Consider the following 25251-nt stretch of genomic DNA (forward strand, 5'->3'; position numbering starts at 1 on the left):
GCTCACCACTCCACCGGAAAAGTGTTGGGCCGCAGCGTGAGCAGGCCACTGGACCAGTCGATGTTCTCCGGCGTGACCGCCAGGCGCAGATTCGGCAGCCGCCGCGCGAGTGTCGCCAGCCCGATTTCCAGTTCCAGCCGTGCGAGTCCGGCGCCGGGGCAGAAGTGACTGCCGTGGCCGAAGGCGACGTGTTTGACGTCCTCGCGGGTGAGGTCGAGGCGGTCGGGTTCGGCGACGTGGCGGGTGTCGCGGCCGGCGGCGTGCATGATCGGGATGACGCCCTCGCCCGGACGCACGACGACGTCGCCGATTTCGAGCTCCTCGGTGGCGACCCGGATGAAACCGATTTCCGACGGTGGGGCGTAGCGCAGCAGTTCCTCCACCGCGTGCCGCACGACCTGGCGGTCGTCGACCTGATCGACCAGCAGCCGCCACTGATCCTGATGCCGCAGCACCATGAACGCGGCGCGGCTGAGCGCACTGACCGTGGTGTCGTGCCCGGCGACGAGCAGATTGATCGTCAGCCAGACCAGTTCCTGTTCGGAGAGTCGGTCGCCGTCGTCGCGGGCGGTGATCAGATCCGAGAGCAGGTCCTCACCGAGCGCCTCTCGCCGCTGCGCGAGCAGGGAGACGACGTAGGCGGCGGATTCCTCACGCGCGGTGAGCCTTTCGTCGGCGGTGTGCGCGGTGATGCTGACCAGATGATCGGTCCAGCGCTGGATATCGGCGCGCCGTTCCCGCGAAGCGCCCAGCAGATCGGTGATCACCCAGATGGGCAGCAGGGCGGCGAAGTCGTGGTGCAGGTCGGCCGGGCGCGGTCCCGCCTCGAGCGCGTCGACCAGTTCGTCGGCGATCTCCTGAATGCGCGGGCGGATCTGCTCGGCGCGTTTGGGCGTGAACGCGGGCGAGATCAGCCGCCGCAAGCGCCGGTGGTCGGCGCCGTCCTGGCTGAGCAGATTGAAGGGGTTGTCGGCGAAGTCGGGACCGTTGATCACGCGCGGCGCGCCCGGTTCCCGCAGGGCGGCGCGCGACAGCCGAGAATCTGACATAGCGGCCACCACCTCGTCGTAACCGGTCACCGCCCAGGCGGTGTCGCCGCTGGGTAACCGCACCTTGGCGACCGGGCACTGGGCGCGCAGTTCCGAGAATCGCTCCGGCGGTTCGCCGAGCGGTCCCAGCGGAAACGGATAGTAGTCGAGCGTCTCGTCGATGGAATTCGACATGGGGATTCCCCCTCCTGGATCGGAAAATGCGACGACGAATGGGAAGCTGCCTCGAACAGTGAGCGAAAAGATTTAAGTTCGATACTTGGCGAACTTTCGAATACCAAGATAACAGCCGATCTTCGACGAGCACAAGAGATCGGCCCCGGCGAGTACTCAGCCGGCGCGCGAGGCGATGGTCACCGTCGGCCGCAGGTACACGATCGCCTGCGCCCGGGTGCGCACGGACAGTTTCCGCAGGATGTTGGAGACGTGGAACTTCACCGTCTTGTAGCTGACGTGCAGCACCTGGGCGATCTCGGCGTTGGACAGCCCGTCGGCGACCAGGATCAGGATCTCGTGCTCGCGCTGGGTCAGGCTGTCGAGGGCGGTGACCGGTTTGTGCGCCACCGCGGGGAGATACGGCGCGGTGGCGTCGAGGACCAGCCGGGTGATCGACGGTGACAACATGGCCTGGCCGCGCACCACCGCATCCACCGCGCTCACCAGGTCGACCGCACTCGAGCGCCGCGACACCAGCCCGCGCGCACCCGCCTGCAGATACCGCAGCAGCAGTTCGCTGTCGGTGCCCTCGGACACCACGACGACGCCGACCTCGCCGCCGGGGCGCACCGCGGTCAGGCGCTGCGTCAGGCCGGGCCCGTCCCAGCGCGGCGAGGGACAGTGGTCGAGCACCACCACATCCGCCTTGTCGGCGGCCGCCATCTTCAGTGCCGCTTCGCTGTTGACCGCCGGTCCGACCCAGCCGACATCCGGCATTCCGCGCAGGACGGAGATCAGCCCGCTGCGCATGATCTGCTCGCCGCACACCACGAGAACCCGGGCACGACCCGAATCGCGTCCGTGGGCGTCGCCGAATTCCCTGGCCGTATTCGGTAGTTCGGTCACGGTCATCAAGGCCCCCAAATTTCCATGGGCCATGAATACAGTTGCAGGCCCGGCAGGTGACGAGAGGTATATCGGGATGCTCCTATCACAACTCGGGAACAAACCCGACAAATAACGCTAACACCTGGGGACCCTTGCGGCAATGTGAGATGGATTCACGCGGAGTGAAATTCGGGCGCAAACAATTCGCGAACCACAAAAGCCTGATTCGAACAGTAACCGGCGAAATACTTGACAAATCCGCAGCGCCGGGAAACCGCACGTAGAATCAATTGTTCGTCACTTGTGGAAGTACCCGGCAACGCGGCTCACCGCGGGGGCGCCAGGTCCCGCACGACCTGCACAACCGCCTCCGGCCCGCCGGCGAACAACTCGGGCGTCGACTGGATCATCAGCACCGGAGTGTCGACCCCGGCCTCGACGTAGAGCTGGATCTGCTCGCGGCAGCGTTCCGGGCTGCCGTGCACCAGGACGCCGTCCACCACATCATCGGAGATCGCCTCCCCCGCGCGCCGAAGATCGCCCGCCGCAACATGTTTGCGGACCTGCTCGACCTGATCGCCGCGCCCCAGCCACTCGTGGAAGGCGCCGTAGGTCGGCCGGGTGAACAGATGGGTCAGCATTCGCCGGCCCGACTCGCGCGCGTAGTCGAGATCCTCGGTCGGGCAGACGAAAATGCGGGCGACCAGCTCCCCGCGGTCGCGATCGGCCCCGAGGCCGCGAATCACCGTCGAAATATCCTCGGCGGTGAGGAAATTGGTGATGGCGCCGGCGCCCTCCCGGAATCCGAGCCGCAACATGCCGGTCCGCAGTGCGCCGACCATGAGCTGCGGCGGAATCTGCGCCGGCCGGCCGAGTTCGAAATCCTCGATGGTGAAGGTGTCGAATCGCCCCGCCACCCGGCCGTGCTCGTAGGCGTGACGCAGGAACCGCAGCGTATCGCGCACCCGCCGATAGGGCTCGTCCATCGCGATCCCGTTCATCCCGGTGACCAGCTGCGCCCCGGAGGATCCGATGCCCAGCACGACCCTACCGGGGGCGAGTTCGGCCAGCGCGGCGCCGGTCTGGGCGATGACCGCGGGTCCGCGGGTGTACACCGGCACGACGGCGGTGCCCAGCCGCAGCGACGGCGAACCCCATGCCGCGGCGAGCACCAGCGGCGTGAAGGCATCCACCCCGGCGTACTCCCCGGTCCACGCGTCGGTGTAACCGAGATCGGCCAGCTCGCCCAGTATTTCGCGATGGCGCGGGAGTGGGACGAACGGCAAGGGCAGGGTGATCCCGTAGCGGGACATGACAACCAACTCCACTTCATCTGCGTCGACGACAGCTCGGGCGAGGGGAATTCTCCGGCGCGAATTCAGCACCGGCACAACATAGTTCGATAGTTGTACATCTATCGAACTAAAGCTACTATTCACGGTGTCGGCTGGCAAGAATCTCGCCGAAAATTCTCTTCTCCGCACTCCGGAAACAGGCAGGGGCCACATCATGAGTGAGATAAAGATCGAAATCGACGCGGCCGAGGCCGGATTGGACCCGGACCGGCTGCGGCGGTTCGACGACTACCTCGACGGCCTGGTGGAAGCGGGCCGGATGCCGGGATGGGTCGGCATCATCGCGCGCGACGGCAAGATCGCCCATATCGGCACCGGCGGCCACCGCGACCGCGAGGCCGGCCTCGCGATGGAGGCCGACTCCTTGTTCCGCTCCTGGTCGCTGACCAAACCGTTCACCTCCGTCGCGGCGCTGGCGCTGTACGAGGACGGGGCCTTCGGGCTCAATGATCCGGTGGCCGACTACATTCCGTCGCTGCGCGATGTGCGCGTGTACACCCGCGGCGGCGGCGCGAACCTGGAGTCGCGGCCCGCGCGCGAACCCATCCGGATCTGGCATCTGCTCACCCACACCGCCGGATTCACCTACGGCTTCCATCATTCCCATCCCGTCGACGAGCTGTACGTCCAACGCGGCTTCGAGTGGAGCGCGCCGCCCGGAATCGACCTGGCGACCGCCGTGGACACGTGGGCTTCGCTGCCGCTGCTGTTCGAACCGGGTACCGCGTGGAACTACGGCGTGAGCACCGACGTGCTCGGCCGGCTGATCGAGGTGGTCTCGGGCAAGTCGCTGGATACCGTTGTCGCCGAACGCATTACGCAGCCGCTCGGACTGCGCGACACCAGATTCTGGATCGAGCCGGAGGAGACCCAGCGGCTCGCCGCGATCTACATGGCCGATCCGGCGACCGGTCTGGCGGTCCGCAACGACGCGATGGGCGGCGACCCCACCCAGCGTCCGACCTGGCTGTCCGGCAGCGCCGGCTTGCTCACCACCGCCGCGGACTTCCACACCTTCCTGCAGATGCTGCTGGCGGGCGGCACCTGGAACGGCGCACGGGTGCTCTCGCCGGCCACGGTGCGGTACATGACCACCAATCAGCTGCCCGGCGGCGCCGACCTCGGGAGCTTCGGCCGGCCGGTATTGCCCGCACTGACCACGATGGCCGGCCTCGGATTCGGATTCGGATTCATGACCGTGCTCGACCCGGCCGCGAGCAAGGTGATCGCGAACCCCGGTGAGTTCTCCTGGTATTCGGCGACCAGCACCTACTTCTTCGTCGACCCGGTCACCCGGATCACGGCACTGGCCTTTCCGCAGCTGTTCCCCTCCAAGGCGTTGCCGCTGTTCTCCCGGCTGCGCCAGCTGGTGCACGCCGCCGTCATCGAGTGATCGGCGTGGTGACTCGAAGGGCGCCGGCCGTGGCCGGCGCCCTTCGCGCGTCAGCGGTCCAGCCATTCGCGCACCGCGCGCGCGGTCGAGGCCGCATGCTCCTCGAGGATGGTGAAATGGTCGCCCGGCACGTCCACGACCGTATGCGGCAGCGTCCACGCCGACCGCCAGTCCAGATCCTCGAGCGCCGCGCCGGTGTGATCGCGCAGCGGCTCGGACGCCCGGATCAGTAACGTCGGCGCCGTGATCGGTTCCGGCCGCCAGGGCGCGAAAAGCGGTATGTACCAACCCATCGCCGACAACCGCACACCGTCGGCGAGCCCGAATCCGGCCTGCCGATCCAGCACGCCGCCGATCACCCGATGCTGAGCACGCCGCAGCAGATCCGCATCCGGCAGGTAGGTGTCCAGGAGCACCACCCCGGCGACGCGGAGTCCGTCACGTTCGAGCCGCGCGGCCACCGCATGCGCGAGCCAGCCGCCGGACGACGTTCCGGTCAGCACCACCTCCGCCCGGGCGGCGATCGGGCGGATGATCTCGGTCTGCAGATCGATGACCGCCTCGATCGTCGCGGGCAGGCTGTCACCGCTGACGAAGCCGGGAGCGGGTAACGCCGAAACCCTGCGCTGCCCACGAAATTCGTCGGCGAACCGGGTGTACACCTGTGCACCGGTCATCGCCACCAGCGCGGAGAAGCAGATCACCTGCGGGCCGCCGTCGCCTTCGGCGAGGATGACCGGCTCCGGATGCGGCACCGTCGCCGCGCTGTCGAACATCGGCCGCAGCCGCGCCGCATCGCGCAGCAGCGCCATACCCTCCGCGAATTTGCCCGATTCGAATGCCTGGTGGAACAGCATGCTGACCGGGTCGGCCGGGGCGACCGGCGGATCGTCGGCGAGGGCGAGTTCGGATCCGAGCGCCTTGGCCAGCTCACTGGCGGTGGCGTGGTCGAACAGGAAGGTCACCGCGACCGACAGTCCGGTCGCGGCATTGAGCCGATTGCGCAATTCGACCGTGGTCAGGGAGTCGAAACCCAGCTCGAGCAGATTGCGATCGTCGTCGTCGGCGCGCGGGCCGTCGTAGCCGAGCACCGCGGCGATCTCGGCGCGAACCAGTTCGAGCAGGGCGCGGTCGGCCTCGTCCTCGGGCAGGGCGGCCAGGCGTTCGGCGAAGCTTCGGCCGGGCGTGGCCTCCACGGGCTCGGCGGCCGTCTGCGCCTCGGGCAGCTCCGCCAGCAGCGGAAGCGGTCGCGCGGCGGTGAGTATCGGCGCCAGGCGCGCCCAGTCGATATCGGCCACGAGCAGCCCGCTCTCCCCTGCGCTCAGCGCGCGCTCGAGATGGTCGAGTGCCGCGTGGGGGTCCATCGGCAGGACTCCCTGCCGCCGCCAGCGCTGCGCCGCACCGGGTTCGGCGGCCATGCCGCCGCCGTCCCACGCACCCCAGGCGATCGAGGTGGCGGGCAGGCCGAGTCCGCGCCGATGTGCGGCCAGCGCATCGAGATAGGCATTGGCCGCGCCGTAGACGCCCTGGTCCGCACTCCCCCAGACGGCCGCGCCCGAGGAGAACAGGACGAAGGCGTCCAGATCGCCGGTCAGTTCGTGGAGATACTGTGCCGCAACGGCTTTCGGTCTCATGATGCGCGCGATGTCGGCGGCCGTCACCTCGGTGACGGCCGTGCCGTCCACGACGCCCGCGGCATGGACGACCGTACGGAGATCGGCGATGTCGCCGATCACCCGGCCCAGTGCCGCGCGGTCGGTGATGTCGCAGGCCACGATGGTGACCGCCGATCCGAATTCCGCGCCCAATGCGGCCGCGTTCGGCGCGGCGGGACCGCTGCGGCTGAGCAGGACCACGTGGTCGGTACCGGTTCGCAGCAGCCACCTGGCCACCCGGGCGCCGATCGAGCCCGTTCCTCCGGTGACCAGTGCCGAACCCCGGGAACGCCACGGAGCGCGGTCGATCCGAGCCTGGGCACGCACCAGCCGGCGCGCGAACAGACCCGACGGGCGCACCGCCATCTGGTTCTCGGTCGCGGTGCTCAGGGCACTCTCGAGCGTGGTGAGCAGATCCGCGTCCAGTGGTGTCGCGGGCAGGTCGATCAGGCCGCCCCAGCGGTCCGGGCGCGCCAGCGCGAGGCTGTAGCCGAGGCCCCACAGCACGCTCTGCGCCGGGTCGACGAGCGGCTCCCCCGCCACGCTGACCGCCCCGCGCGTGATCGCATACAGCGGAACGGATTCGGGAAGCGCACCCAGCAGTTCCAGGGTGTCGCCGATATCGCTGAGGAACGACAGCGCACCGCGCAGCGGCCCGGAGTCGCGGTCGTCGGTGACCTCCAGTCTCGATCGCGACAGGGCGGCCCGCACCTCGTCCGGCGCGCCGACGAGCAGCCAGCGGCCGGGCGGGCGCCCAGTGGCCGGCGGCAGCGCGCGCCAGTCGACGCGGTAGCGCCAGTCGTCGGCCGTGCGCGCGCGAGGCGGTTCGGCGGACAGCCAATACCGTTGGCGCCGGAAGGTGTACGTCGGCACCTCGACGACCGGTGCGGGGCCGATGACGCGCGGCCAGTCGACCGGCAGCCCGCGCACCCAGCCGTCGCCGGCCGCGGCAAGCAGCCGGTCCAGGCCGCCCTCCCCGCGCCGCAGTGATCCGACGACGACGCCGTCGGCGCCCACCGTCTCCTCCACCGCACCGACCAGACCGGGGTGCGGGGAGGATTCGACGAAGAAGCGGAATCCGTCGGCGGCCAGCGCCGCCACCGCTCCGGTGAAGTCGACGGGTTCACGCAAATTCCGGAACCAGTAGGCCGCATCCAGTTCGGCGGTGTCGAGCAGGCCCCCGTGCACCGACGAGTAGAACGCGACCGCCGAGCTGCGCGGCCGCAACGCCCCGAGCCGGTCCACCAGTTCGTCGTGAACCGCCTCCACCGCGGGCGAATGGGAGGCGTAGTCGACATCCACCCAGCGCACCCGGACGCCCTCGGCCTCGAAACCGTCGGCCACCGTGCGTAAGCGTTGCGAATCGCCGGACAGCACAACGACTTCGGGCCCGTTGACGGCGGCGACGACCACGCCGTCCACGAGTCGCGGCCGGATCCGCTCGGGCGCGGCCCACACCACGGCCATGCCACCGGAGCCGCTCAGTGTCCGAGCGATCAGCCGCGACCGCGTCACGACGACGTGCACGGCGTCCGCGAGGGTCAGACCGCCCGCGACGAACGCCGCCGCGACCTCTCCCTGGGAATGGCCGGCCACCGCCTCCGCGCCGATTCCCCACGACGCCCACACCAGCGCCACCCCGACACTCATCGCGAACAGCGCGACCTGCACCACGTCGACGCGGTCGAGCGGTTCGGCCCCGGCCCGGTCGAGCAGCACGTCCCGGACCGACCAGCCGGCTGCCTCCCGTACCACCACATCCAGAGTCGACACCCAGGCACGGAAGACCGAAGACGAGTCCCACAACTCGGCTCCCATCCCCGACCACTGGCCGCCCTGACCGGGGAACAGCACGGCGACGCCCTCGACGGGCTCGAATCGAAATCCGAACGCCGCCAGCAATTCCGGGAAGGTCAGCGCGGCATTGCCCAGCGGCACCGGTTCGTGCTCGGGCGGGACCGGCGTCGGCACGGCCGCGACCACCCGCGTCGGTGCCTGCGCGATCCGGTGTAGCGCGTCGGCGAAGTCCTCCGGGGTACGCCCGATCACCACGGCGCGCTCGGCCAGGGTGGCGCGGGTGGCGAGCGCGGCGGCGACCCCGCGCGGATGCGGTGCGTCCGGCCGCCGGGCGAAATCGGCCAGCGCGGCGGCATGTTCGCGCACACCGTCGGCCGAGGCCGCCGACAGAATCCACGGCACCGGTCCGCTGCGCGGCGCGGGTGCGGCGTCCGCGACGACCGGTGCCTGTTCCAGCACCACGTGCGCATTGGTCCCGCCGATGCCGAACGAGGAGACCGCCGCGCGGCGCGGGCGGCCGGTCGCCGGCCAGGGCTCGTTGCCGGTCAGCAGTTCCACCTGGCCTGCGGCCCAATCGATCAGCGGTGACGGCCGGTCGGCGTGCAGAGTGCGCGGCAGCACGCCGTGCCGCAACGCCTGCACCATCTTGATCACGCCGCCGACGCCCGCCGCCGCCTGACTGTGCCCGATATTGGATTTCAGCGAGCCCAGCCGCAGCGGATGCCCGCCCGCCCGGCCGCGGCCGTAGGTCGCCAGCAGCGCATGAGCCTCGATCGGATCACCGAGCGCGGTTCCGGTGCCGTGTGCCTCCACCACATCGATATCCGCGGTGGTCAGCCCGGCATCGGCCAGGGCCCGGCGGATCACTCGCTCCTGAGAGGGCCCGTTCGGCGCGGTCAAGCCGTTGGACGCCCCGTCGGAGTTGACCGCGCTGCCGCGCAGCACGGCCAGCACGCGGTGGCCGTGGCGCCGCGCGTCCGACAGACGTTCCAGCAGCAGCACTCCCACGCCCTCGGCCCAGCCGGTGCCGTCGGCGCCCGCACCGAAGGCGCGGCAGCGGCCGTCCGGTGAAAGTCCGCGCTGCTGGGAGAATTCGATGAAGATGCCCGGTGTGGACATGACCGTCGCACCGCCGGCCACGGCGAGCGAGCATTCGCCGCGACGCAGCGCGGCCGCCGCGAGATGCAGGGCGACCAGCGAACTCGAGCACGCGGTGTCCACCGTCAGTGTCGGCCCCGTGAAGCCGTGGACATAGGAGATCCGGCCCGAGGCCACGCCACCGGTGGTGCCGGTCAGGACATATCCGGCCGCCCGCTCGCCGGCCTCGCTCATGCGCGGTCCGTAGTCGGGCGCCATCGCGCCGATGAAGACGCCGGTATCGCTGCCGCGCAGCGCGTGCACGTTCAGCCCGGCGCGTTCGAACAACTCCCACGAGGTCTCGAGCAGCAGGCGCTGCTGCGGATCCATCGCGGCCGCCTCACGCGGTGAGATCCCGAACAGTTCGGCATCGAATCGCGGTGCGTCATAGAGGAATCCGCCCGCTCGGGTCGACGACTTGCCGACCCGGCCGGGCTCGTCGTCGAACAGCCCGGCCAGATCCCAGCCTCGGTCGGCCGGGAACGGGCCGACCGCATCCCGTCCGGAAACCACCAGGTCCCACAGCTTCTCGGGGGTGTCGGCGCCGCCGGGATAACGGCAGGCCATCGAGACGATCGCGATCGCATCCGAATCGTCCGGCACGTCATTGCCGGTGTCCTGGACGCCGTCGCCGACGAGAGGGGGCGAAAGCGCCGGGGCGGGAGCGCTGTTCAGGAGATTCACGAGGTGGTCGGCGAGCCGGTCGGGACTGGGGTGGTCGAACAGGACCGACGCGGGCAGCGACAGACCGGTCGCCAGCGACAGCCGGTTCCGTAGTTCGATCGCCATCACCGAATCGAATCCACTGCCGGTGAAACTCACCGCGGTGTCGGAGATGTCCGCGGCACCGACCGCTACCGCCTCGGCACGAATGAGCTCGTGCAGTTCCCGGCGGCGACGGGCCGGCGGCAGCACGTTCCAGCGTGTGCCGGGGGCCGGGCGGTCGGGCTCCTCGGCGGTCGCCACGCCGGGCCAGAAGGTGGTGCGGCGGAACGAGTATCGCGGTGCGGGCCGCCGTGCCCCCGGCCCGACGACCGAGCTCCACTCGACGCCGACGCCGGCCACCCACGCCTGGGCCAGCGACTCCAGCAGGCGATTCGCCGCACCGTCGTCCCGGCGCAGCGAACTCAGCACCACCGCCTGCGGGCCCGCCGCATCCTCCACCGCCCCGGCCAGACTCGGATGGGGTGAGCATTCGACAAATGTCCGGAATCCCTCGGCGACCAGGGCGTCGACAGCGCCGGCGAAATTCACCGGTTCCCGCAGATTGCGGAACCAGTACTCGGCGTCCAATTCGGCCGCGTCCAGGTGCGCACCGGTGACCGAGGAGTAGAACGACACCTGCGGGCGGCGGGGCCGCACCGCGGCCAATTCGGCCACCAGCTCCGCGCGGACGGGCTCGACCTGGGGCGAGTGCGACGCATAGTCGACGTCCACCCAGCGCACCCGCACGCCTTCGTCGTCGTAACGAGACACCGACGCCGCCAACGCCTCCGGGTCGCCGGTCAGCACCGTCGTGGCCGGGCCGTTGATCGCGGCCACCGATACTCCGTCGACCAGACGAGCCCGCACCGAATCCGCGGGTGCCCACACCACGGCCATGCGTCCGGCGCCGCTGAGCCGCCGCGCGACCAGCGCCGAGCGTCCGGCGACCACGCGGACAGCGTCGCCGAGGGTCAGCGCGCCCGCCACGAAGGCCGCCGCGACCTCGCCCTGGGAATGGCCCACCACCGCGTCCGGTGCGATCCCCCAGGCCGCCCACACCAGCGCGATCCCGACCATCGTCACGAACAGGGCGGGCTGCACCACGTCGACGCGGTCCAGCGACGGTGCGCCGTCCACGTCGAGCAGCACCTCTCGCACCGACCATCCGGCCTCGGCCGCGATCACCTCGTCCGCCACGCGCACCCAGGCACGGAACACCGCGGAGGTCTGCCACAGGCGCGCTCCCATACCGGTCCATTGACCGCCCTGCCCCGGGAAGACGAAGGCGACGGATTCGGCCGCGGCCGTGGGGAAGGCCCACAACGTCGTCAGTTCCTGGAAAGTCGCCGACGGGCCTGCCGAGACCGGAAGCGGGCGGTCGTCTGACCATTCCTCCCGCGCGGTGACCACCCGGGCTGTGCCCTGCGAAACCTGCTGCAGCCCAGCGGAAAGCTCGTCTGCACTCTGCCCGAAGACGACCGCGCGTTCGGTCAGGCCGAAGCGGGCGGCGAACGTCCGCGCGATCTCCGGCAGGGCGGCATCCGAATCGGGCAGGCCCGCCCGCAGATCCGCGGCCAGCGCCCGCAGGCCCGCGTCCGAGACCGCCGAGAAGACCCAGGGCACCGGTCGGGCGGCAACAGCCGGACCGGAGGGAGCGTCGCCGCCGGCCGGTCGATCCGCCGCGGCCGGCTCCGGGGCCGCGACGACCACGTGACAATTCGTGCCGCCCATACCGAAGGCCGAAACCCCCGCCACACGTTCGCCGTCCGGCCAGGCGCGTCGGCCGGTCACCACCTCGAGCCGCCAATCCATCCATCGCACAGCGGGATTCGGAGTCCGGAAGTTCAGACTCGGCGGTAGTTCGTCGTGGTGCACCGCCAGCACCACCTTCAGCAGGCCGGCGATTCCGGCCGCGCCTTCGAGATGCCCGATGTTGGTCTTCGCCGATCCGACCAGCAGCGGGGTGCGGCGCTGCGCACCCAATTCGGCGCCGAGCGCCTCGGCCTCCACCGGATCACCCACCCGCGTCCCGGTGCCGTGCAGTTCCACATAGGCCACCGCGGCCGGGTCGACACCGGCCGCACGGTACGCCTCGCGCAGTACGGCACGCTGCCCGTCGCCCGTCGGCGTGGTGAGATCCTTTCCGGCGCCGTCGTTTCCGAGCGCGCTGCCGCGCAGCACGGCGTAGATCCGATCCCCGTCGGCGAGCGCCTGCGGCATCGTCTTGAGGACCACGAAACCCCCACCCTCGCCGCGGACGAAACCGTTGGCGCGCGCGTCGAAGGTGTAGCAGCGCCCGTCCGGCGACAGCCCGCCGAACCGCGACATCCGCAACGCACTGTCCTCGACCAGATTCAGCTGCACCCCGCCCGCCAGCGCGGTGGTCGATTCGCCGCGCCGCAGGCTCTCCATCGCCAGATGGACCGCGACCAGCGACGAGGACTGTCCGGTGTCGACGGTCAGGCTGGGACCGCGCAGGCCGAGCAGATGGGAGATCCGGTTCGCGATCACGCCGCGACTGGCGCCCGCGCCGGTGTGGTGGGCGATCGCCGCATCGCCGCGGCGCTGCTGCACGATGCGGTAGTCGTCGGCCATCGCGCCCACGAATACTCCGGTGCGGCCGGGCCGGCGGCCGAGGGCGTCCTCGAATGCCTGCCAGGCCAGCTCCAGCATCAACCGCTGCTGCGGGTCGATCTCGATCGCCTCGCGCGCGGAGATGCCGAAGAAGGCGGCGTCGAAATCCGTGACGGTGTCGAGGAATCCGCCTCGCCGCAGCGATTCGTCGGCGGAGCGCCACCGCTGCGGCGGGGTGTCGATGATCGCGTCGGTGCCGCTGCGCAGCAACTGCCAGAAGGCCTGCGGGTCGGGCGCCTGCGGTAAGCGGCACGACAGTCCGACCACGGCGATGGCGGTCCGGGACGGGGGTAGGGGAACCATGCTCATTCGGCCACTTCCGTTGCTGTGCGAACGACCGCGAGGTCTGTGCGAGCGTCGGCCGGCATCGTCGCCAGGGCCGCGGGTGAGGCCCGGAGGTCCGGCGACTGGACAGCGCCGGTCTGTGCACCCTCGGGCGGCTCGGCTCAGTCTGTCCGAGCAGGCATGTGCGCGTCTTCGGCCGCAGGCACGGATCGCCGGCCGCGGTACCGGTCCGGGGCCCGGCCCGGCCTCCGGGGCCGCGGACCGGGGCGCCACCTCGTTCGACTATCATCGAAATAGCAGAGGTGAGCGGAAGGCGGTCGTGGTGGCCCGAGTCGTTAATCAGCCGGCGCGCGAGGACATCGAATTGACCGCGGTCTTCCATGCGCTCAGCGATCCGGCACGGTTGCGCATCGTCTGCGATCTGGCCGACCGCACCGACGAGATGTCGTGCAGCGAACTGACGGTCGAGATGTCGAAATCGACCCTGTCCCACCATCTGAAGGTGCTGCGTGAGGCGGGACTCACGGTGACCCGCGTCGACGGTACGCGGCGGATGGTCTCGCTGCGCGCGGACGATCTGGACGCCCGCTTCCCGGGCCTGCTGCGGACCGTCGTCGCGGTCGCCCCGCGCCCCGTTCGCGCCTAGACCGCGAAAAACGTTCCGCGGCAGCGGAAGACGTCCCGGCCCCGGGCGCCGGTTCCGCCCTCGTCGCCCAGGCGCGCGTTCTCACAACCGTTGACGCCCCTACGGGCCTGTGCCACCATGTGAATCACATTTCGATTGTTTTCGAAGTCTCTTACAATCCCCCGAAGTAGGTGTACACGCATGGTTTCACCGACCCCACCCATCACCGAGGATCCGGATCGCGCCACGCGCCGGCTGCTGATCGTCGGTTCCGTCTGCGCGGCGCTCGTCGGCCTCGACGCGCTGGTCGTCGCGCCCCTCGCCCCCACCATCACCCGCTCCACCGGCGCCGCGATCGACTCCGCCGGCCTGCTGGTGACCACCTACGCACTGGTCTACGCGGTGACCGGCCCCCTGTTCGGCCCGGTCTCCGATCGCTGGGGCCGGCGCAATGTGATCCTCACCGGCCTGGTCGCCTTCAGCCTGGGCACGGCGCTGACCGGTGTGTTCTCGAATTTCGCTGTGCTGCTGGTGTTTCGCGGTGTCGCCGGGCTCGGCGCCGCGATGATGGTGCCGAGCATCTTCGCCGCCGTCGCCGACGTCGTCGCGCCGGAACGCCGCGGCCGCGCGATCGGCATCATCATGGGCGCGCTCACCGGCTCCTCGCTGATCGGCGTCCCGCTGGGCTCCTTCGCCGCCGACGCCCTGAGCTGGCGGGTGACGTTCTGGGTGATCGCCGCGCTGGCGGTGCTCGCACTGGTGGCGGTCCCGCTGTCGCTGCCGCAGCTGCCGACGGCGGCCGCCGACTCCGAGGTGAGTCCGCTGCGCGCCTATGTGGGCAAGTTCCGGGCCGCGTTCAGCAATCCGACGGTGATCTTCGTGCTGCTGTCGACGTTCTTCTGGACGGCGGGCAACCAGGGCATGTGGGCCAATATCGGGGTCTATTTCCATACCAACTTCGACCTGTCCACGACCGCGATCGGACTGGTGCTGCTGGTCATCAGCGCGGTCGGGGTACTGGGCAACTTCCTCGGCGGACGGCTCACCGACCGATACGGCAAGCGTGCGGTCATCGCCGCGGCCGGTGTATCGGTCGCGGTCGCGCTGGTCGCGTTCTCGAGTCTCAGCGGCGCCCTCGTTCCGCCCGTGGTGATCGCCGCGCTGTGGGTGCTGGCGTTCAATATCGGAGCGTCCTCGATCACGACGCTGGTGAGCGAACTCAGTCCCAGCGCACGCGGAACCGCTCTGGGCTTGAATTCCTCCGCGCTGTACGCGGGTTCGACGATCGGCACCTCGGCGTCGGTCGCGGTGTTGTCGGGCACGCACAGCTTCGTCTGGCTCGGCGTCGTCTGCGCGATCTCGTGCCTGCTGGTCTTCCCGATCGTGGTGTTGCTCGTGCGTGAGCGCGCGGTGGCCGAGGCGGTGGCGGCGTAATGGTGACGAGGCTGAATCTCACGACCGACGAACTGCTCACCACTACCCGGGCGGTGCGCAAACGACTCGACCTGACCCGGCCGGTCGAACGCGAGGTGCTCGAGGAGTGCCTGCACCTGGCCACTCAGGCGCCCACCGGGCGCAATCGGCAACGCTGGGCGTTCGTGGTGGTCACCGATCCGGAAAAGCGTGCGGCACTGGCGAATCTATACCGCAAGGGGCTGATGGCGCCGACCGAGGCGGTCCCCGAGGACGGCATCGACTGGCGCGACGACCCGGCTCAGATCCAGCGCGGTCACGACAGCGGGCATCATCTATTCCGGTATCTGCACCAGGTGCCGGTTCTGCTGGTGCCGTGCGTGCACATCGTGCGGCGCACCCGTCCCGGAGCTGTCGACCTGGCCAACAGTTTCGGCTCGATCCTGCCGGCCACCTGGAGTTTCATGCTGGCCGCCCGGGAACGCGGCCTGGGCACCGTGTGGACCACGCCGCATCTGCAGTACGAGCGGGAGGCGGCCGAATTGCTGGGCATTCCGTACGAATCGGTGCTGCAGACCGCGCTGATTCCGGTGGCGTACACCATCGGCACCTCGTTCCGCCCGGCGGCGCGCACCGATCTGGACAACGTCGCGCACTGGGACACCTGGTGAGCGCGGCCGAGCCGTCCGCGACGCCGGTAGACTCGCACAGTGCGCGCGCTCGAACATCCCTCCGTCGACTCGGTCGCCCTGCCCACTCTGCTGCAGGCTCTCGCCGATCCGGTGCGCCTGGACATCGTCTGCAAACTGATGCAGCGCGAGGCGATCACCTGCGGCGGATTCGATGTCCCGGTGAGCATGTCCACCCTGTCGCATCATCTGAAGGTGCTGCGGATGGCGGGTCTGCTGCGCGTGATCCAGGAGGGCAGCTACCGCCGCAACGAATTGCGCTACGACGAGGTCGAGACCCGCTTCCCCGGAGTGCTGAGCTCGATTCTGCGCAATGTGCACGAGGGCATCACGGCTTCCTGAACGTCCGCACCAGCGGCCCGGTCGTGCTGGTGACACCGGTCGCGGTGGCACATCCGGCCAGATCGGGCGTCAGGTAGATCCCGGCGCCGTCCACCCGATCACCGAGGAATTCGCCGTCGACGACCGTGCCGGATACGACGATCACCGTCTGCCCGGCCGGTCGGTCGGCGAAGACCGTGCGGAAGCGAAAGGTGCTGTGGCGTCCGTTGTTCCACTCGATGCGGGAGGTGCCGACTCCCGCCGCCGGACCGCAGCCGATCTCCGCCCGGCCGCCGGCGTGGGTGGTGCCGCCGGTGATCGACGGATCGCTCGAAGTGCACGACAGCGTCGCGTCGGTGACGATGGTCGTCGGCCGCGCGGTAGCAGTGAGCCCGGGCGTGTAGGTGACGGTACTGGTTCCGGCGCAGCTTATTTCCAGGCCGCCGGCGCGCGCGGACGGTGCGGTGCACAGGGTCACCGCCACCGTCCACGCGAGGACCACCGCCGAGACGATCAGCGCCCTCATCGCTGCACTCCGTCCGCCGCATGCGAATCCCGCGCAGCCGCAGGCGGGTCGAGCACCGCAGCGGGCGTGTCCGCCGCCACCCCGGCGAGCGAGGTCAGCGTCGCGGTCGGCACGGCCGGCAGCGACGACTCCCGCCGGCGCGGACGACTCCACCGGCGCACGATCGGCGATTCCACCGCCGAGTACAGACCCCAGGCGAGCAGGACATCGACCACCAGCAGCCCCAGCACGACCGCGAGCGCGACCGGGGTGGACCAGGTCGCCTGGATACCGAACAGCCGGACCCGATAGTGCAGCACCAGTTCGTGAATCATGTAGAACGCGAATGAGATATCGCCCAGCCACACCACGAAACGCGCCCGCCACAGCGACGGGGTGCCTCGCACATCGGCTCTTGCGCCCGCCAGGATCAGCAGCGCGATCGGCACGATGGTCACCGCGTCGAGCGCGAACAGGTACGGCGCGTACAGCAGACCCACATATCCCAGCACCGCCAGCCCGGTCGCCGGAGCGAGGGACAGCGGCGCGCGGCGGCCCGACAACAGCAGCTTCGCCAGCAGGATGCCGAGCAGGAAGTCCAGGGTGCGCACCGGCGGGAACAGGTAGACGAACCAGAACTGGTACACCGGCACATCCGGTGCGAACGGAACCCGCGGCCGGTCGGGGAGCAATTGCGCGATCAGCGGGAGCACGACGATGACGGCGATCACCGCGATCGTCGCCGCCCAGAGCCGTTCGGCCCGGATCCGGTTCACCGCCGCCAGCAGCCAGGGGAACAGCAGATAGAAGAACGCCTCGCAGCACAGCGACCAGGCGACGGTGTTCATACTGGCGAAGTTCTGCACGATCGGCAGCCAGGTGTGCACGAGCAGCAGATTGGGAATCGCCACCCCGGTGGTGACCGTCTTTCCCGTCCACAGCAGCAGCGCCAACGCGATCGCCCAGGTGAGCACATGGTTGGGGTAGATCTTCACCGCGCGGCGGCGCCAGAAGCCCACCGTGGTGTCGCCGGGACGCGCCGACCACGCCAGCACGAAACCGCTGAGTACGAAGAAGAAGCCGACACCGGTCCACCCGGCCCGCTTCACCAGGAACGAGGCGGTGTCGGCGGCGCCGGCATCGGCGAAGAACCCCTCCAGGGATACGTGCGTGCAGAACACGAGAAGTGCTGCGGCGAAACGCATTCCGGTCAGTGTCGGCAGGCGGGGAACCTTGGTCGGTTGCGATGTGTCGGTCACTGGGCACCCTCCTGACGGGCGAAGGAAACGACGGCCCATCAAGTGTCGAAAAGGGTGCTCCGGTCGTCTTCGGGCAACGGACCGGTTCGCCGGCCCGCCCTCGGTCCGGTCCGCGTCAGGACCGGACCGGTGCCGCGGTCGCCAGCGCCGCGGCGAGCAGCGAGCCGAAGCGATCGGCGATCAGCGCGTCGCCCGCGGCATCCGGATGCAGGCCGTCGACGGTGAGCGCGGCATCGCCGGCCCCGAACAGTTCCGCGCCGGAGACGAGATGCAGATTGTCGTCTCCGAGCCGCTGCAGGACCACGACCACGTCCTCGACCAGCGTCCGGATGTCACGCAGCGTGAGGCCGTGTGGATTCGGTTCGTTCTCGCGCTCCACCCACACCGGCGGTGAGAACGCGACCACCGGAACATCCGGATGCGCCGCGCGGATCGTCTCCAGGAATCCGGCCGCGAGCCCGCCCAGGGACCGGGCGGTGAACGGTCCGCGGATGTAGAGGTTCGGCCCCAGTTCCACCGAGATCAGGTCCGCGGGCCGGGCCGCGATGGCACGTGCGACGAACGGGTCCAGGTAGGCCTGGGCGGCGAACCCCAGATTCAGCATGCGCCAGCCGTGGGTTCGCGCGATCCGGGCCGGCCAGGTATCGCTGGGCGCCTCGGTGATCAGGCACTGGGTGAGGGAGCTGCCGTAGGTGATCCACCGCGGACCGTCGGATTCCCACGGTTCCACGGTCGCGCCCGCCGGTACCGACAGGGCTCCGACCCGCGTCACGGCCCCGCGGTGCGGCAACCACAGTTCGACCCGAGAAGGGTTGCCGGGCAAGGTCGCAACCACCTGCTGGGCGCCCGAGCCCACCGGGACGCGCTGGGTGAGGCGCCCGTCGACGAAGACGTCGACGAATCGGGGCCGCGGTTGCCAGATCGGGGTGGAGTGCACGGGCAGCGTCACCTCGGTCGCATCGGTCACCAGCCCCAGTCGCACCCCCGTCGCCACGGCCGCGTGTTCGGCCAGTTCCGGAGAGAACGCGGCCGCCAGGCGGTCCGGAGGCAACCGCCACGGCTGCCGCCACTCCCCCGCGTCGCTCACCGCGACCACGCCGTCCCAATTCACCAGATCATCGATCACATTTCGATTTTCGTCGAAATCATGAAGAAATGTCCAGTACCTGTGCGGGCCGATCAGAACAGCGCGAAAACCCGTGCGGGTCCGCCGGTTCCGCCGCCGTGCTTGGGCGCACCCACGATCACCGTCGCGCCCGCGTCGGGCACCTGATCCAGGTCGGCGAGCGATTCGACGCCGTAGCGCCCCGCCGGCAACCAGCTGCGATGCACCGGAACCGCATGGTCGCTACCTCGGTCCAGACCCGTGGAATCGACACCGATACCGACCACCCGGCGTTGCCGGATCAGGAAATCCGCGGCCTCGGCACTGAATCCCGGCCAGCGATAGACGTTGCGCCGCTCGTCGTAGTTGAGATAGGCGCCGGGTACCGAAATGCGCTGCGACCACCCCGAATCCATCGCCACGAAGGCGCCGTCGGGCAGCGGGCCGTGCGTGGCCTCCCAGGTGCGGATGTCGGCCACGGTCACCGCGGCGGACGGATCCCGCGCCGCCCGATCGGCGATCCGCAGTACCGCCAGCGGCGCCACCAGCTGGTCGGCGGGAATCCGGTCCACCGACAGACCACGGTCGCTGAAATGCAGGGGTGCGTCGACGTGGGTGCCGACATGTTCGTAGGTGACGATCTCGTCGCCGTTGTATCGGTTCTCCGCCATCCGGGACACCGGAATCAACTGCGGCGGTTTGCTCACCTGTGTCCACACCGGAAAGTCCGGGGTCACGGTATGGGTCAGATCGACGACCCGGCCGAATCCGCGACCACGCCCGGACGCCGCCTGCACCGGCGACGCACCCGTCGTGACGGCCCCGGCCGCACCGACCACCAAACCCGCGGCCAGCGCCGTCAAGAATCCCCGGCGAGCCGGACGGGGCGCGGCGGCGACCAGGCCGCACGGCGACGCCACACTGTCGATCAGTTCCGGAGCACACACAGACGATCTCCTTTCGCGACGGTGCCCCCAGTGTGCTGACGCGCCGGGCCAGCGTCTTCGGCCCGTGGTCCGGATCCACGCCCCGGTCCGCAGCCCGGGATCGACCTGCCATCAACGACTTTCGAACCGCACGGCTCCGCCTTGCGCCACCGGGAGCGTCGGCACCGCGGCGAGCAGTTCGCGCGTGTACGGGTCACGCGGGTCGGCGAACAGTTCGTCGGCCGGACCGGATTCGACCACGCGACCCGACCGCATGACCAGGATCTCGTCACTGACGTGGTGGACGACACCGAGGTCGTGGGAGATGAACACCAGTGCCACACCGAGTTCGGCTCGCACCCGCAACAGCAGATCCAGGATCTGGGCCTGCACCGACACATCCAGCGCGGACACCGGTTCGTCGCAGACGATCACATCCGGAGCGGGGGCCAGCGCCCGCGCGATCGCGACCCGCTGCTGCTGACCACCGGACAGTTCCAGCGGACGACGAGGCAGCACCGTCTCGGACAATCCCACCGCGGCCAGGAGCCGGCGGGCGTGGCCGTCGCGGGCGGCGCGCGGCACCCGGCCCGCCTCCAGGGCCTCGGCCAGCACCCGGCGCACCGTGAACCGCGGGTCGAACGATCCGAGCGCATCCTGGAAGACCGCCTGGACACTGGTGCCCGGAGCGACGGTCAGGGAACCGGAGTCGAGCCGCTCGAGCCCCAGCAGTACCCGCGCGAAAGTGCTCTTGCCCGAACCCGATTCGCCCACCACGCCGACCACCCGGCCCGGCGCGACCACCGAATCGACTCCGTCGAGCGCGACGGTGACCCCGCCGTCGGGCTTACCGAACCGGCGGTGCGCGCCCGCCAGTCGTACGAGCGGTTCCGTCGTCGTCACCGCGGCCCGGGCGGGCAACTGCGCGGCGAGATCGAATTCGACCGGCGAGAGCCGCGCGCCCCGGGTATGCGCCGAGGGCACCGCGGCCAGCAGCAGTCTGGTGTACTCGTGTCCGGGACGGCCGAGTATTTCGGCCGTCGTGCCCTCCTCGACGATCCGGCCGTCACGCATCAACACGATCCGATCCGCCACCTCCGCGACCACCGCCAGGTCATGGCTGATCAGCAGCACACCGGTGCCGGCATCGCGAATGTCGCGCAGCAGCGTGAGGATCTGGCGCTGGACGGTGGCGTCCAAGGCGGTGGTCGGTTCGTCGGCGATGAGGAATTGTGGTTGCGCCGCAAGGGCACTCGCGATCAGGACGCGCTGGCGCAGCCCTCCGGAAAGCTCGTGCGGATATTGCCGCAACCGGTTGACCGGATCGGGAACTCCCACCCGTCGCAGCAGCTCCAGCGCACGGTCGGGAATCGAGGCCGCGGGGACGCTGCGGTGCACCCGCAACGCCTCGCCCAGTTCCTGCCCGACCCGCCGCAACGGATCCAACGACGCCAGCGCGTTCTGCGTGACATAGCCGACGGTGCTGCCCCGCACGTTCCGCCAGCGCCGCTGCGACCATCCGCGCGCGTCGTGGTCGCCGATGCGCAGCCGCGCCGCCCGCACGCGGCCGTCGCGCTGAGTGAGCCCGATCAGAGCGCGCGCGGAAACGCTTTTGCCGGAACCGGATTCGCCCACCACGGCCACGCATTCACCCGCCCGCACCCGCAACGAGATGCCGTGGACGACCTCGGTCTCGCCGAAAGAGACGGTGAGATCCTCGAATTCGAGCGCTGTCATCGCGCGGTCCTTCCTTCCGCCAGGCGCTGCCAGTACCGGCTCAGCACCGTGATCGAGACGACCGAGGCGACCACGAACAAACCGGGGAACACCCCGATCCACCAGGCCCGGCCGACGAGATTGCGTCCCTCCGACAGCATCGAGCCCCATTCGGGTGTCGGCGGTATCACGCCGAGTCCGAGAAAACTCAGGCCCGCACCCGCCACGATCGCGGTGCCCACACCGAGCGTCGCCAGCACCACCAGCGTCGTCAGCGCATTCGGCAGGACGTGGCGCAGCGCGATCCGCGATCGACTCTGTCCCAGAGTGCGCGCGGCCTCCACATATCCGCTGTGGCGCACCTCGAGCGCCTGCGACCGAACCAGCCGGGCGTGGTACGGGATGGTGGCCAGCCCGATGGCGATGGCCGAATTACGCGCTCCCGGCCCGGATACCGCGATCACCACCAGCGCCAGCAGCATCCCGGGAAAGGCCAGCATGGTGTCGGTCAGCCGCATCAGCACCGCGTCCAGCAGCCGCGACGGGCCCGAGGCGAACAGTCCGATCACCGCGCCCAGGCCGAATCCGATCGCCGTCGCCGCCACCCCGATGCCCAGTGAGATCCGCGTGGCGTGCACGGTTCTGGCGAAGACGTCGCGGCCGAGTTGGTCGGTGCCGAACAGGTGCTCTCCGCTCGGCGGCCGCAGGGTCTGACGGCGGGCCATCGCGGTGGGGTCCACTCCGGTCACCAGATGCGGCGCCAGCGCGGCGACGACCAGGAAGGCGAAGACGATCGCGGCGATCCATACCGGCCACGGCACCGAACGCAGTCGACTCCCGGGATTTTCCCGCAGGGCTTCGATCCATCTGCTCACGGCGTCCCCTTTCCGACGGGTTCGGCATCGGCCACGACCGCAACGGCGACGTCCGCCGGCGCGGCGGCCGGCACGCGCACCGACCGCGCGCGGGGCGCACGCAGCCGCGGATCGAGAACCAGATACAGCAGATCCACCACCAGATTGATCACCACGAACAGCACCGCTGCCAGCAGCACCACCGCGCTCACCACCGGAAAGTCCTTGGTGGTCACCGCGTTCACGGTGATCCGGCCGATACCGGGCCGCGCGAACAGCGTCTCCACCAGGACGGTCCCGCTGAACAGCGTGCCGAGCATCCAGCTGGTCATGGTGACCGTGGCCAGCGATCCGTGGCGCAGCGCGTGGCGCACGCGCAGGCCGGGCTCGGACAGTCCGCGCGCCCGCAGTGTCGCGACGAACGGCTGTTCCAGGGTCCGGTCCAGATTCCCGCGCAGCACCTGCCCCAATTCGCCCGCCATCGGTACCGCCAGGCTCAGCGCCGGCAACACCAGACTCGCCGCGCCGTGGTCACCGGCGACCGGGAAGACGTGCAGACGGAAGGCGAATGCCGTGATCAGCAGCAGTCCCAGCCAGAACGGCGGCAGCGATACCGCGAGCAGTTCCGCGCCGGACACCGCCGCACGCACGAACCGGCCCCGGCCGGCCGTCGAGGTCGCCGCCAGCACGGCCACCAGGACGGCGGGCACCAGGGCGCACAGCGCCAGCTCCGCCGTGGGCCGAAGTTGGCTCAGCAGCAGGCTTTTCACGTCCTCCTGCAGCTGATAGGAGCGGCCGAGATCGCCGGTGAGCGGACGCACCACGGTGTGCAGATACTGCCGCCACACCGGCTGATCCAGTCCCAGATCGGCGGCGATCTGCGCCCGCACGCGCGGTGACGCGCTGGTCTGGGCGCCCAGCAGGGTGTCGACCGGATTTCCCGGCGCCAGCCGCAGGGCGAAGAAGGTCAGGGTGACCGCGCCCAGCAATACCAGCGCACCGGTCCAGATCCGGTGAACGAGGATGCGAAGCACCTGCCCGGTCACGAGTGCTCCACCCAGGTGTCGTAGAAGTTGCTCCAGCCGTTGGCATCCAGCCCGAAGCCGTGCACATGCGCGGCCGCGGTGTAGACACCGGTGAAGACGTAGATCGGCAGGGCGTAGGCCTTGTCGAGGATCAACTGCTGCGCCTGCTTGTAGGCGGCGGCCCGCTGCGCGGGATCGGCGGTGGCACGGCCCTGCTGCAGCAGCGCGTCCAGTTGCGGGTCGGCGACCTTTCCGTTGTTGGCGCCACCCTTGGCGACCGAGCGGTCAGACTGGTACAGCGTGGCGAGCACGTCCGCATCGGATCGGCCCCAGCTCGCGCCGACCAGGTCGTAGCCGTTGGCGGCGATGATCGTGGTGTAGGTGCCGTAATCGACCGGGGTGAGCCGCAATTCGATGCCGACCTTCTTCAGATCCTGCTGCACCGCCTGGGTGACCAGATCCCGGGACTCCCGCACCAGATTCGACGCGTACGGCAGCACCAGGCCGAACCGGTGACCGTCCTTGATGCGATAGCCCTGGGCGTCGCGCCCGGTGTAGCCCAGTTCGTCGAGCAGGCGGTTGGCCTTCGCCACGTCGTAGCCCGGCCGCTTCTCCACCGAGGCGTCGTAGCCGGGAGTCGAGGCGGACAGTGGTCCGTACGCGCGCGGGTAGACCCCCAGATAGATGCTGTCGACGATGCCGTCGATATCGATGGCCGCACTCACCGCCTGCCGCGCCCGGATATCGGAGAACGGCTCCTTCGACTGATTGAAGAAGAACGTGTACGGCGCCCCCGGCGCATCACCGCGAACGATCCGGTACGCCGGATCCTGCTGCAGCGCTTGATAATCGGCTGGCGGCGTACCGGCGATCACATCGACCTGCCCACCCCGCAGCGCGCCCGTGCGCACCGCGTCCTCGGTGAGATACCGGACCGACAATTTGTCCAGATACGCCGGACCGGTGTGCCGCGCGGTCGCCGGCGGCCAGGCGTAGTCCGGATTCCGCTCGAATTCGATGCCCTGGCCGTGGGTCACACTCACCTCCCGGAACGGCCCGCTCCCCACCGCGTAGCGGCCGCCTCCGCACAGCTCGTCCGGGTGTTCGGCCAGCACCTTCGGTGAGTAGAACCCCAGGTAGGCGGTGCTGGCCGCCTGCAGGAACGGCGAATAGGGCTGAGTGAAGCGGACTCGCACGGTGTGGTCGTCGACGATGTCCGTGCCGGCGTAGGGCCCGAGGAGACTCGCCGCGTACTGCGATTTCGTGGCCGGCGCGAGAATATGTTCGAAGTTGGCTTTCACGGCCGCGGCATCGAACGGTGCGCCGTCGAAGAATTTCACATCCGGGCGCAGTGTGAACACATATTCTTTACCGTCGGCAGAAATCTTCCACGCGCTCGCCAGCCACGGAGCGAAGGTGCCGTCGGATTTCTGCGCGACGAGCGAGTCGAATACGTTGCGCTGCAGTTCTCCGACGATGTCACCCGGGCTGACATGGGGATCCATGCAGGTCGCGTCGCGATAGGAGGCGTAGGTCAGCGTACCGCCGGAAACCGGCGTGGCGGATTCGTCATCCGCGCCGGAACCGCCGGACGAACAGGCTGTGACCAGCGCGACCACCACCATTACTCCCGCGATCGATCCGGAAATCGACCGACTCTTTTTTCGCATCACACATTCTTTCGTCGGCGCGCCGGGCGCGCATCGGACGGGCTACGGGGAATTTCAGTGAAGTCGACGACAGGTCGGCACACAGCTTT

General features: G+C 69.7%; 17 protein-coding genes. 5 read left to right on the forward strand and 12 right to left on the reverse strand.

The features are described from left to right. Positions 1–2 precede the first annotated feature (2 nt). The 3 genes from IRT45_RS26135 to IRT45_RS26145 all read right to left on the reverse strand — a co-directional run bounded on the left by IRT45_RS26135 (position 3) and on the right by IRT45_RS26145 (position 3406). Positions 3–1223, reverse strand: a complete 1221-nt coding sequence (locus IRT45_RS26135) for a cytochrome P450 (RefSeq protein WP_194808521.1) — start codon at positions 1221–1223, stop codon at positions 3–5. Positions 1224–1379: 156 nt separating this feature from the next. Beyond that, positions 1380–2117 carry a response regulator transcription factor gene (locus tag IRT45_RS26140; protein ID WP_194808522.1) on the reverse strand — a complete coding sequence of 246 codons (738 nt, stop codon included), beginning with the start codon at positions 2115–2117 and terminating at the stop codon, positions 1380–1382. A 302-nt stretch (positions 2118–2419) separates the two neighbouring features. Next, complete coding sequence (locus tag IRT45_RS26145) at positions 2420–3406, reverse strand: LLM class F420-dependent oxidoreductase (RefSeq protein ID WP_194808523.1); 987 nt, start codon at positions 3404–3406, stop codon at positions 2420–2422. Positions 3407–3602: 196 nt separating this feature from the next. Between IRT45_RS26145 and IRT45_RS26150 the strand changes: the two genes are divergently transcribed. Continuing rightward, entirely contained in the window at positions 3603–4841 is a 1239-nt protein-coding gene (locus IRT45_RS26150; RefSeq protein WP_194808524.1) for a serine hydrolase, read from the forward strand. A gap of 50 nt (positions 4842–4891) precedes the next feature. Here IRT45_RS26150 and IRT45_RS37155 read toward each other — a convergent pair whose 3' ends face one another. Next, positions 4892–13078, reverse strand: a complete 8187-nt coding sequence (locus tag IRT45_RS37155) for an SDR family NAD(P)-dependent oxidoreductase (protein ID WP_228535124.1) — start codon at positions 13076–13078, stop codon at positions 4892–4894. A 298-nt stretch (positions 13079–13376) separates the two neighbouring features. On the opposite strand from IRT45_RS37155, the gene IRT45_RS37160 reads away from it, so the two are divergent. From IRT45_RS37160 to IRT45_RS26205, 4 genes are all read left to right on the forward strand, one after another. Continuing rightward, complete coding sequence (locus tag IRT45_RS37160; protein ID WP_232329432.1) at positions 13377–13700, forward strand: helix-turn-helix transcriptional regulator; 324 nt, start codon at positions 13377–13379, stop codon at positions 13698–13700. A gap of 180 nt (positions 13701–13880) precedes the next feature. Further along, complete coding sequence (locus tag IRT45_RS26195; RefSeq protein ID WP_194808526.1) at positions 13881–15113, forward strand: MFS transporter; 1233 nt, start codon at positions 13881–13883, stop codon at positions 15111–15113. 2 nt (positions 15114–15115) lie between these two features. Then, the gene (locus IRT45_RS26200; protein ID WP_218001106.1) at positions 15116–15763 is read left to right on the forward strand and encodes a nitroreductase family protein; all 648 of its coding nucleotides are present in this window, start codon (positions 15116–15118) and stop codon (positions 15761–15763) included. 39 nt (positions 15764–15802) lie between these two features. Beyond that, a complete protein-coding gene (locus tag IRT45_RS26205; RefSeq protein ID WP_039779771.1) occupies positions 15803–16123 on the forward strand; it encodes a helix-turn-helix transcriptional regulator in 321 nt (106 codons plus the stop codon). On the opposite strand, the gene IRT45_RS26210 is transcribed toward IRT45_RS26205, so the two are convergent. From IRT45_RS26210 to IRT45_RS26245, 8 genes are all read right to left on the reverse strand, one after another. Beyond that, a complete protein-coding gene (locus IRT45_RS26210; RefSeq protein WP_194808527.1) occupies positions 16110–16628 on the reverse strand; it encodes a hypothetical protein in 519 nt (172 codons plus the stop codon). The genes IRT45_RS26205 and IRT45_RS26210 overlap by 14 nt on opposite strands. Then, positions 16625–17866, reverse strand: coding sequence for an acyltransferase (locus IRT45_RS26215; protein WP_309241161.1), 1242 nt, complete (start codon positions 17864–17866; stop codon positions 16625–16627). Before IRT45_RS26215 ends, IRT45_RS26210 begins: the two co-directional genes overlap by 4 nt. A gap of 115 nt (positions 17867–17981) precedes the next feature. After that, positions 17982–18992, reverse strand: a complete 1011-nt coding sequence (locus IRT45_RS26220) for an SGNH/GDSL hydrolase family protein (RefSeq protein WP_194808529.1) — start codon at positions 18990–18992, stop codon at positions 17982–17984. Between the two features lie 53 nt (positions 18993–19045). Beyond that, the gene (locus IRT45_RS26225) at positions 19046–19918 is read right to left on the reverse strand and encodes a cyclase family protein (protein ID WP_309241162.1); all 873 of its coding nucleotides are present in this window, start codon (positions 19916–19918) and stop codon (positions 19046–19048) included. A gap of 111 nt (positions 19919–20029) precedes the next feature. Beyond that, positions 20030–21634 (reverse strand): ABC transporter ATP-binding protein, encoded by a 1605-nt coding sequence (locus IRT45_RS26230; protein WP_194808530.1) that lies wholly within the window; start codon positions 21632–21634, stop codon positions 20030–20032. Continuing rightward, the gene (locus tag IRT45_RS26235) at positions 21631–22488 is read right to left on the reverse strand and encodes an ABC transporter permease (protein ID WP_194808531.1); all 858 of its coding nucleotides are present in this window, start codon (positions 22486–22488) and stop codon (positions 21631–21633) included. The genes IRT45_RS26230 and IRT45_RS26235 overlap by 4 nt, the downstream gene beginning before the upstream one ends. Continuing rightward, positions 22485–23513, reverse strand: a complete 1029-nt coding sequence (locus tag IRT45_RS26240) for an ABC transporter permease (RefSeq protein WP_194808532.1) — start codon at positions 23511–23513, stop codon at positions 22485–22487. Before IRT45_RS26240 ends, IRT45_RS26235 begins: the two co-directional genes overlap by 4 nt. Beyond that, the gene (locus IRT45_RS26245) at positions 23510–25162 is read right to left on the reverse strand and encodes an ABC transporter substrate-binding protein (protein ID WP_194808533.1); all 1653 of its coding nucleotides are present in this window, start codon (positions 25160–25162) and stop codon (positions 23510–23512) included. The genes IRT45_RS26240 and IRT45_RS26245 overlap by 4 nt, the downstream gene beginning before the upstream one ends. Positions 25163–25251 lie beyond the last annotated feature (89 nt).

The sequence above is a fragment of the Nocardia sp. BSTN01 genome, assembly GCF_015354405.1.
GTDB lineage: Bacteria > Actinomycetota > Actinomycetes > Mycobacteriales > Mycobacteriaceae > Nocardia.

Excerpts from the sequence above, each read along its gene's own strand:
- IRT45_RS26195 (WP_194808526.1), top strand. The coding sequence starts at position 13,881 with ATGGTTTCACCGACCCCACCCATCACCGAGGATCCGGATCGCGCCACG.
- IRT45_RS26145 (WP_194808523.1), bottom strand. The coding sequence starts at position 3,406 with ATGTCCCGCTACGGGATCACCCTGCCCTTGCCGTTCGTCCCACTCCCG.
- IRT45_RS26230 (WP_194808530.1), bottom strand. The coding sequence starts at position 21,634 with ATGACAGCGCTCGAATTCGAGGATCTCACCGTCTCTTTCGGCGAGACC.
- IRT45_RS26150 (WP_194808524.1), top strand. The coding sequence starts at position 3,603 with ATGAGTGAGATAAAGATCGAAATCGACGCGGCCGAGGCCGGATTGGAC.
- IRT45_RS26210 (WP_194808527.1), bottom strand. The coding sequence starts at position 16,628 with ATGAGGGCGCTGATCGTCTCGGCGGTGGTCCTCGCGTGGACGGTGGCG.
- IRT45_RS26140 (WP_194808522.1), bottom strand. The coding sequence starts at position 2,117 with ATGACCGTGACCGAACTACCGAATACGGCCAGGGAATTCGGCGACGCC.
- IRT45_RS26245 (WP_194808533.1), bottom strand. The coding sequence starts at position 25,162 with ATGCGAAAAAAGAGTCGGTCGATTTCCGGATCGATCGCGGGAGTAATG.
- IRT45_RS26135 (WP_194808521.1), bottom strand. The coding sequence starts at position 1,223 with ATGTCGAATTCCATCGACGAGACGCTCGACTACTATCCGTTTCCGCTG.
- IRT45_RS37155 (WP_228535124.1), bottom strand. The coding sequence starts at position 13,078 with ATGAGCATGGTTCCCCTACCCCCGTCCCGGACCGCCATCGCCGTGGTC.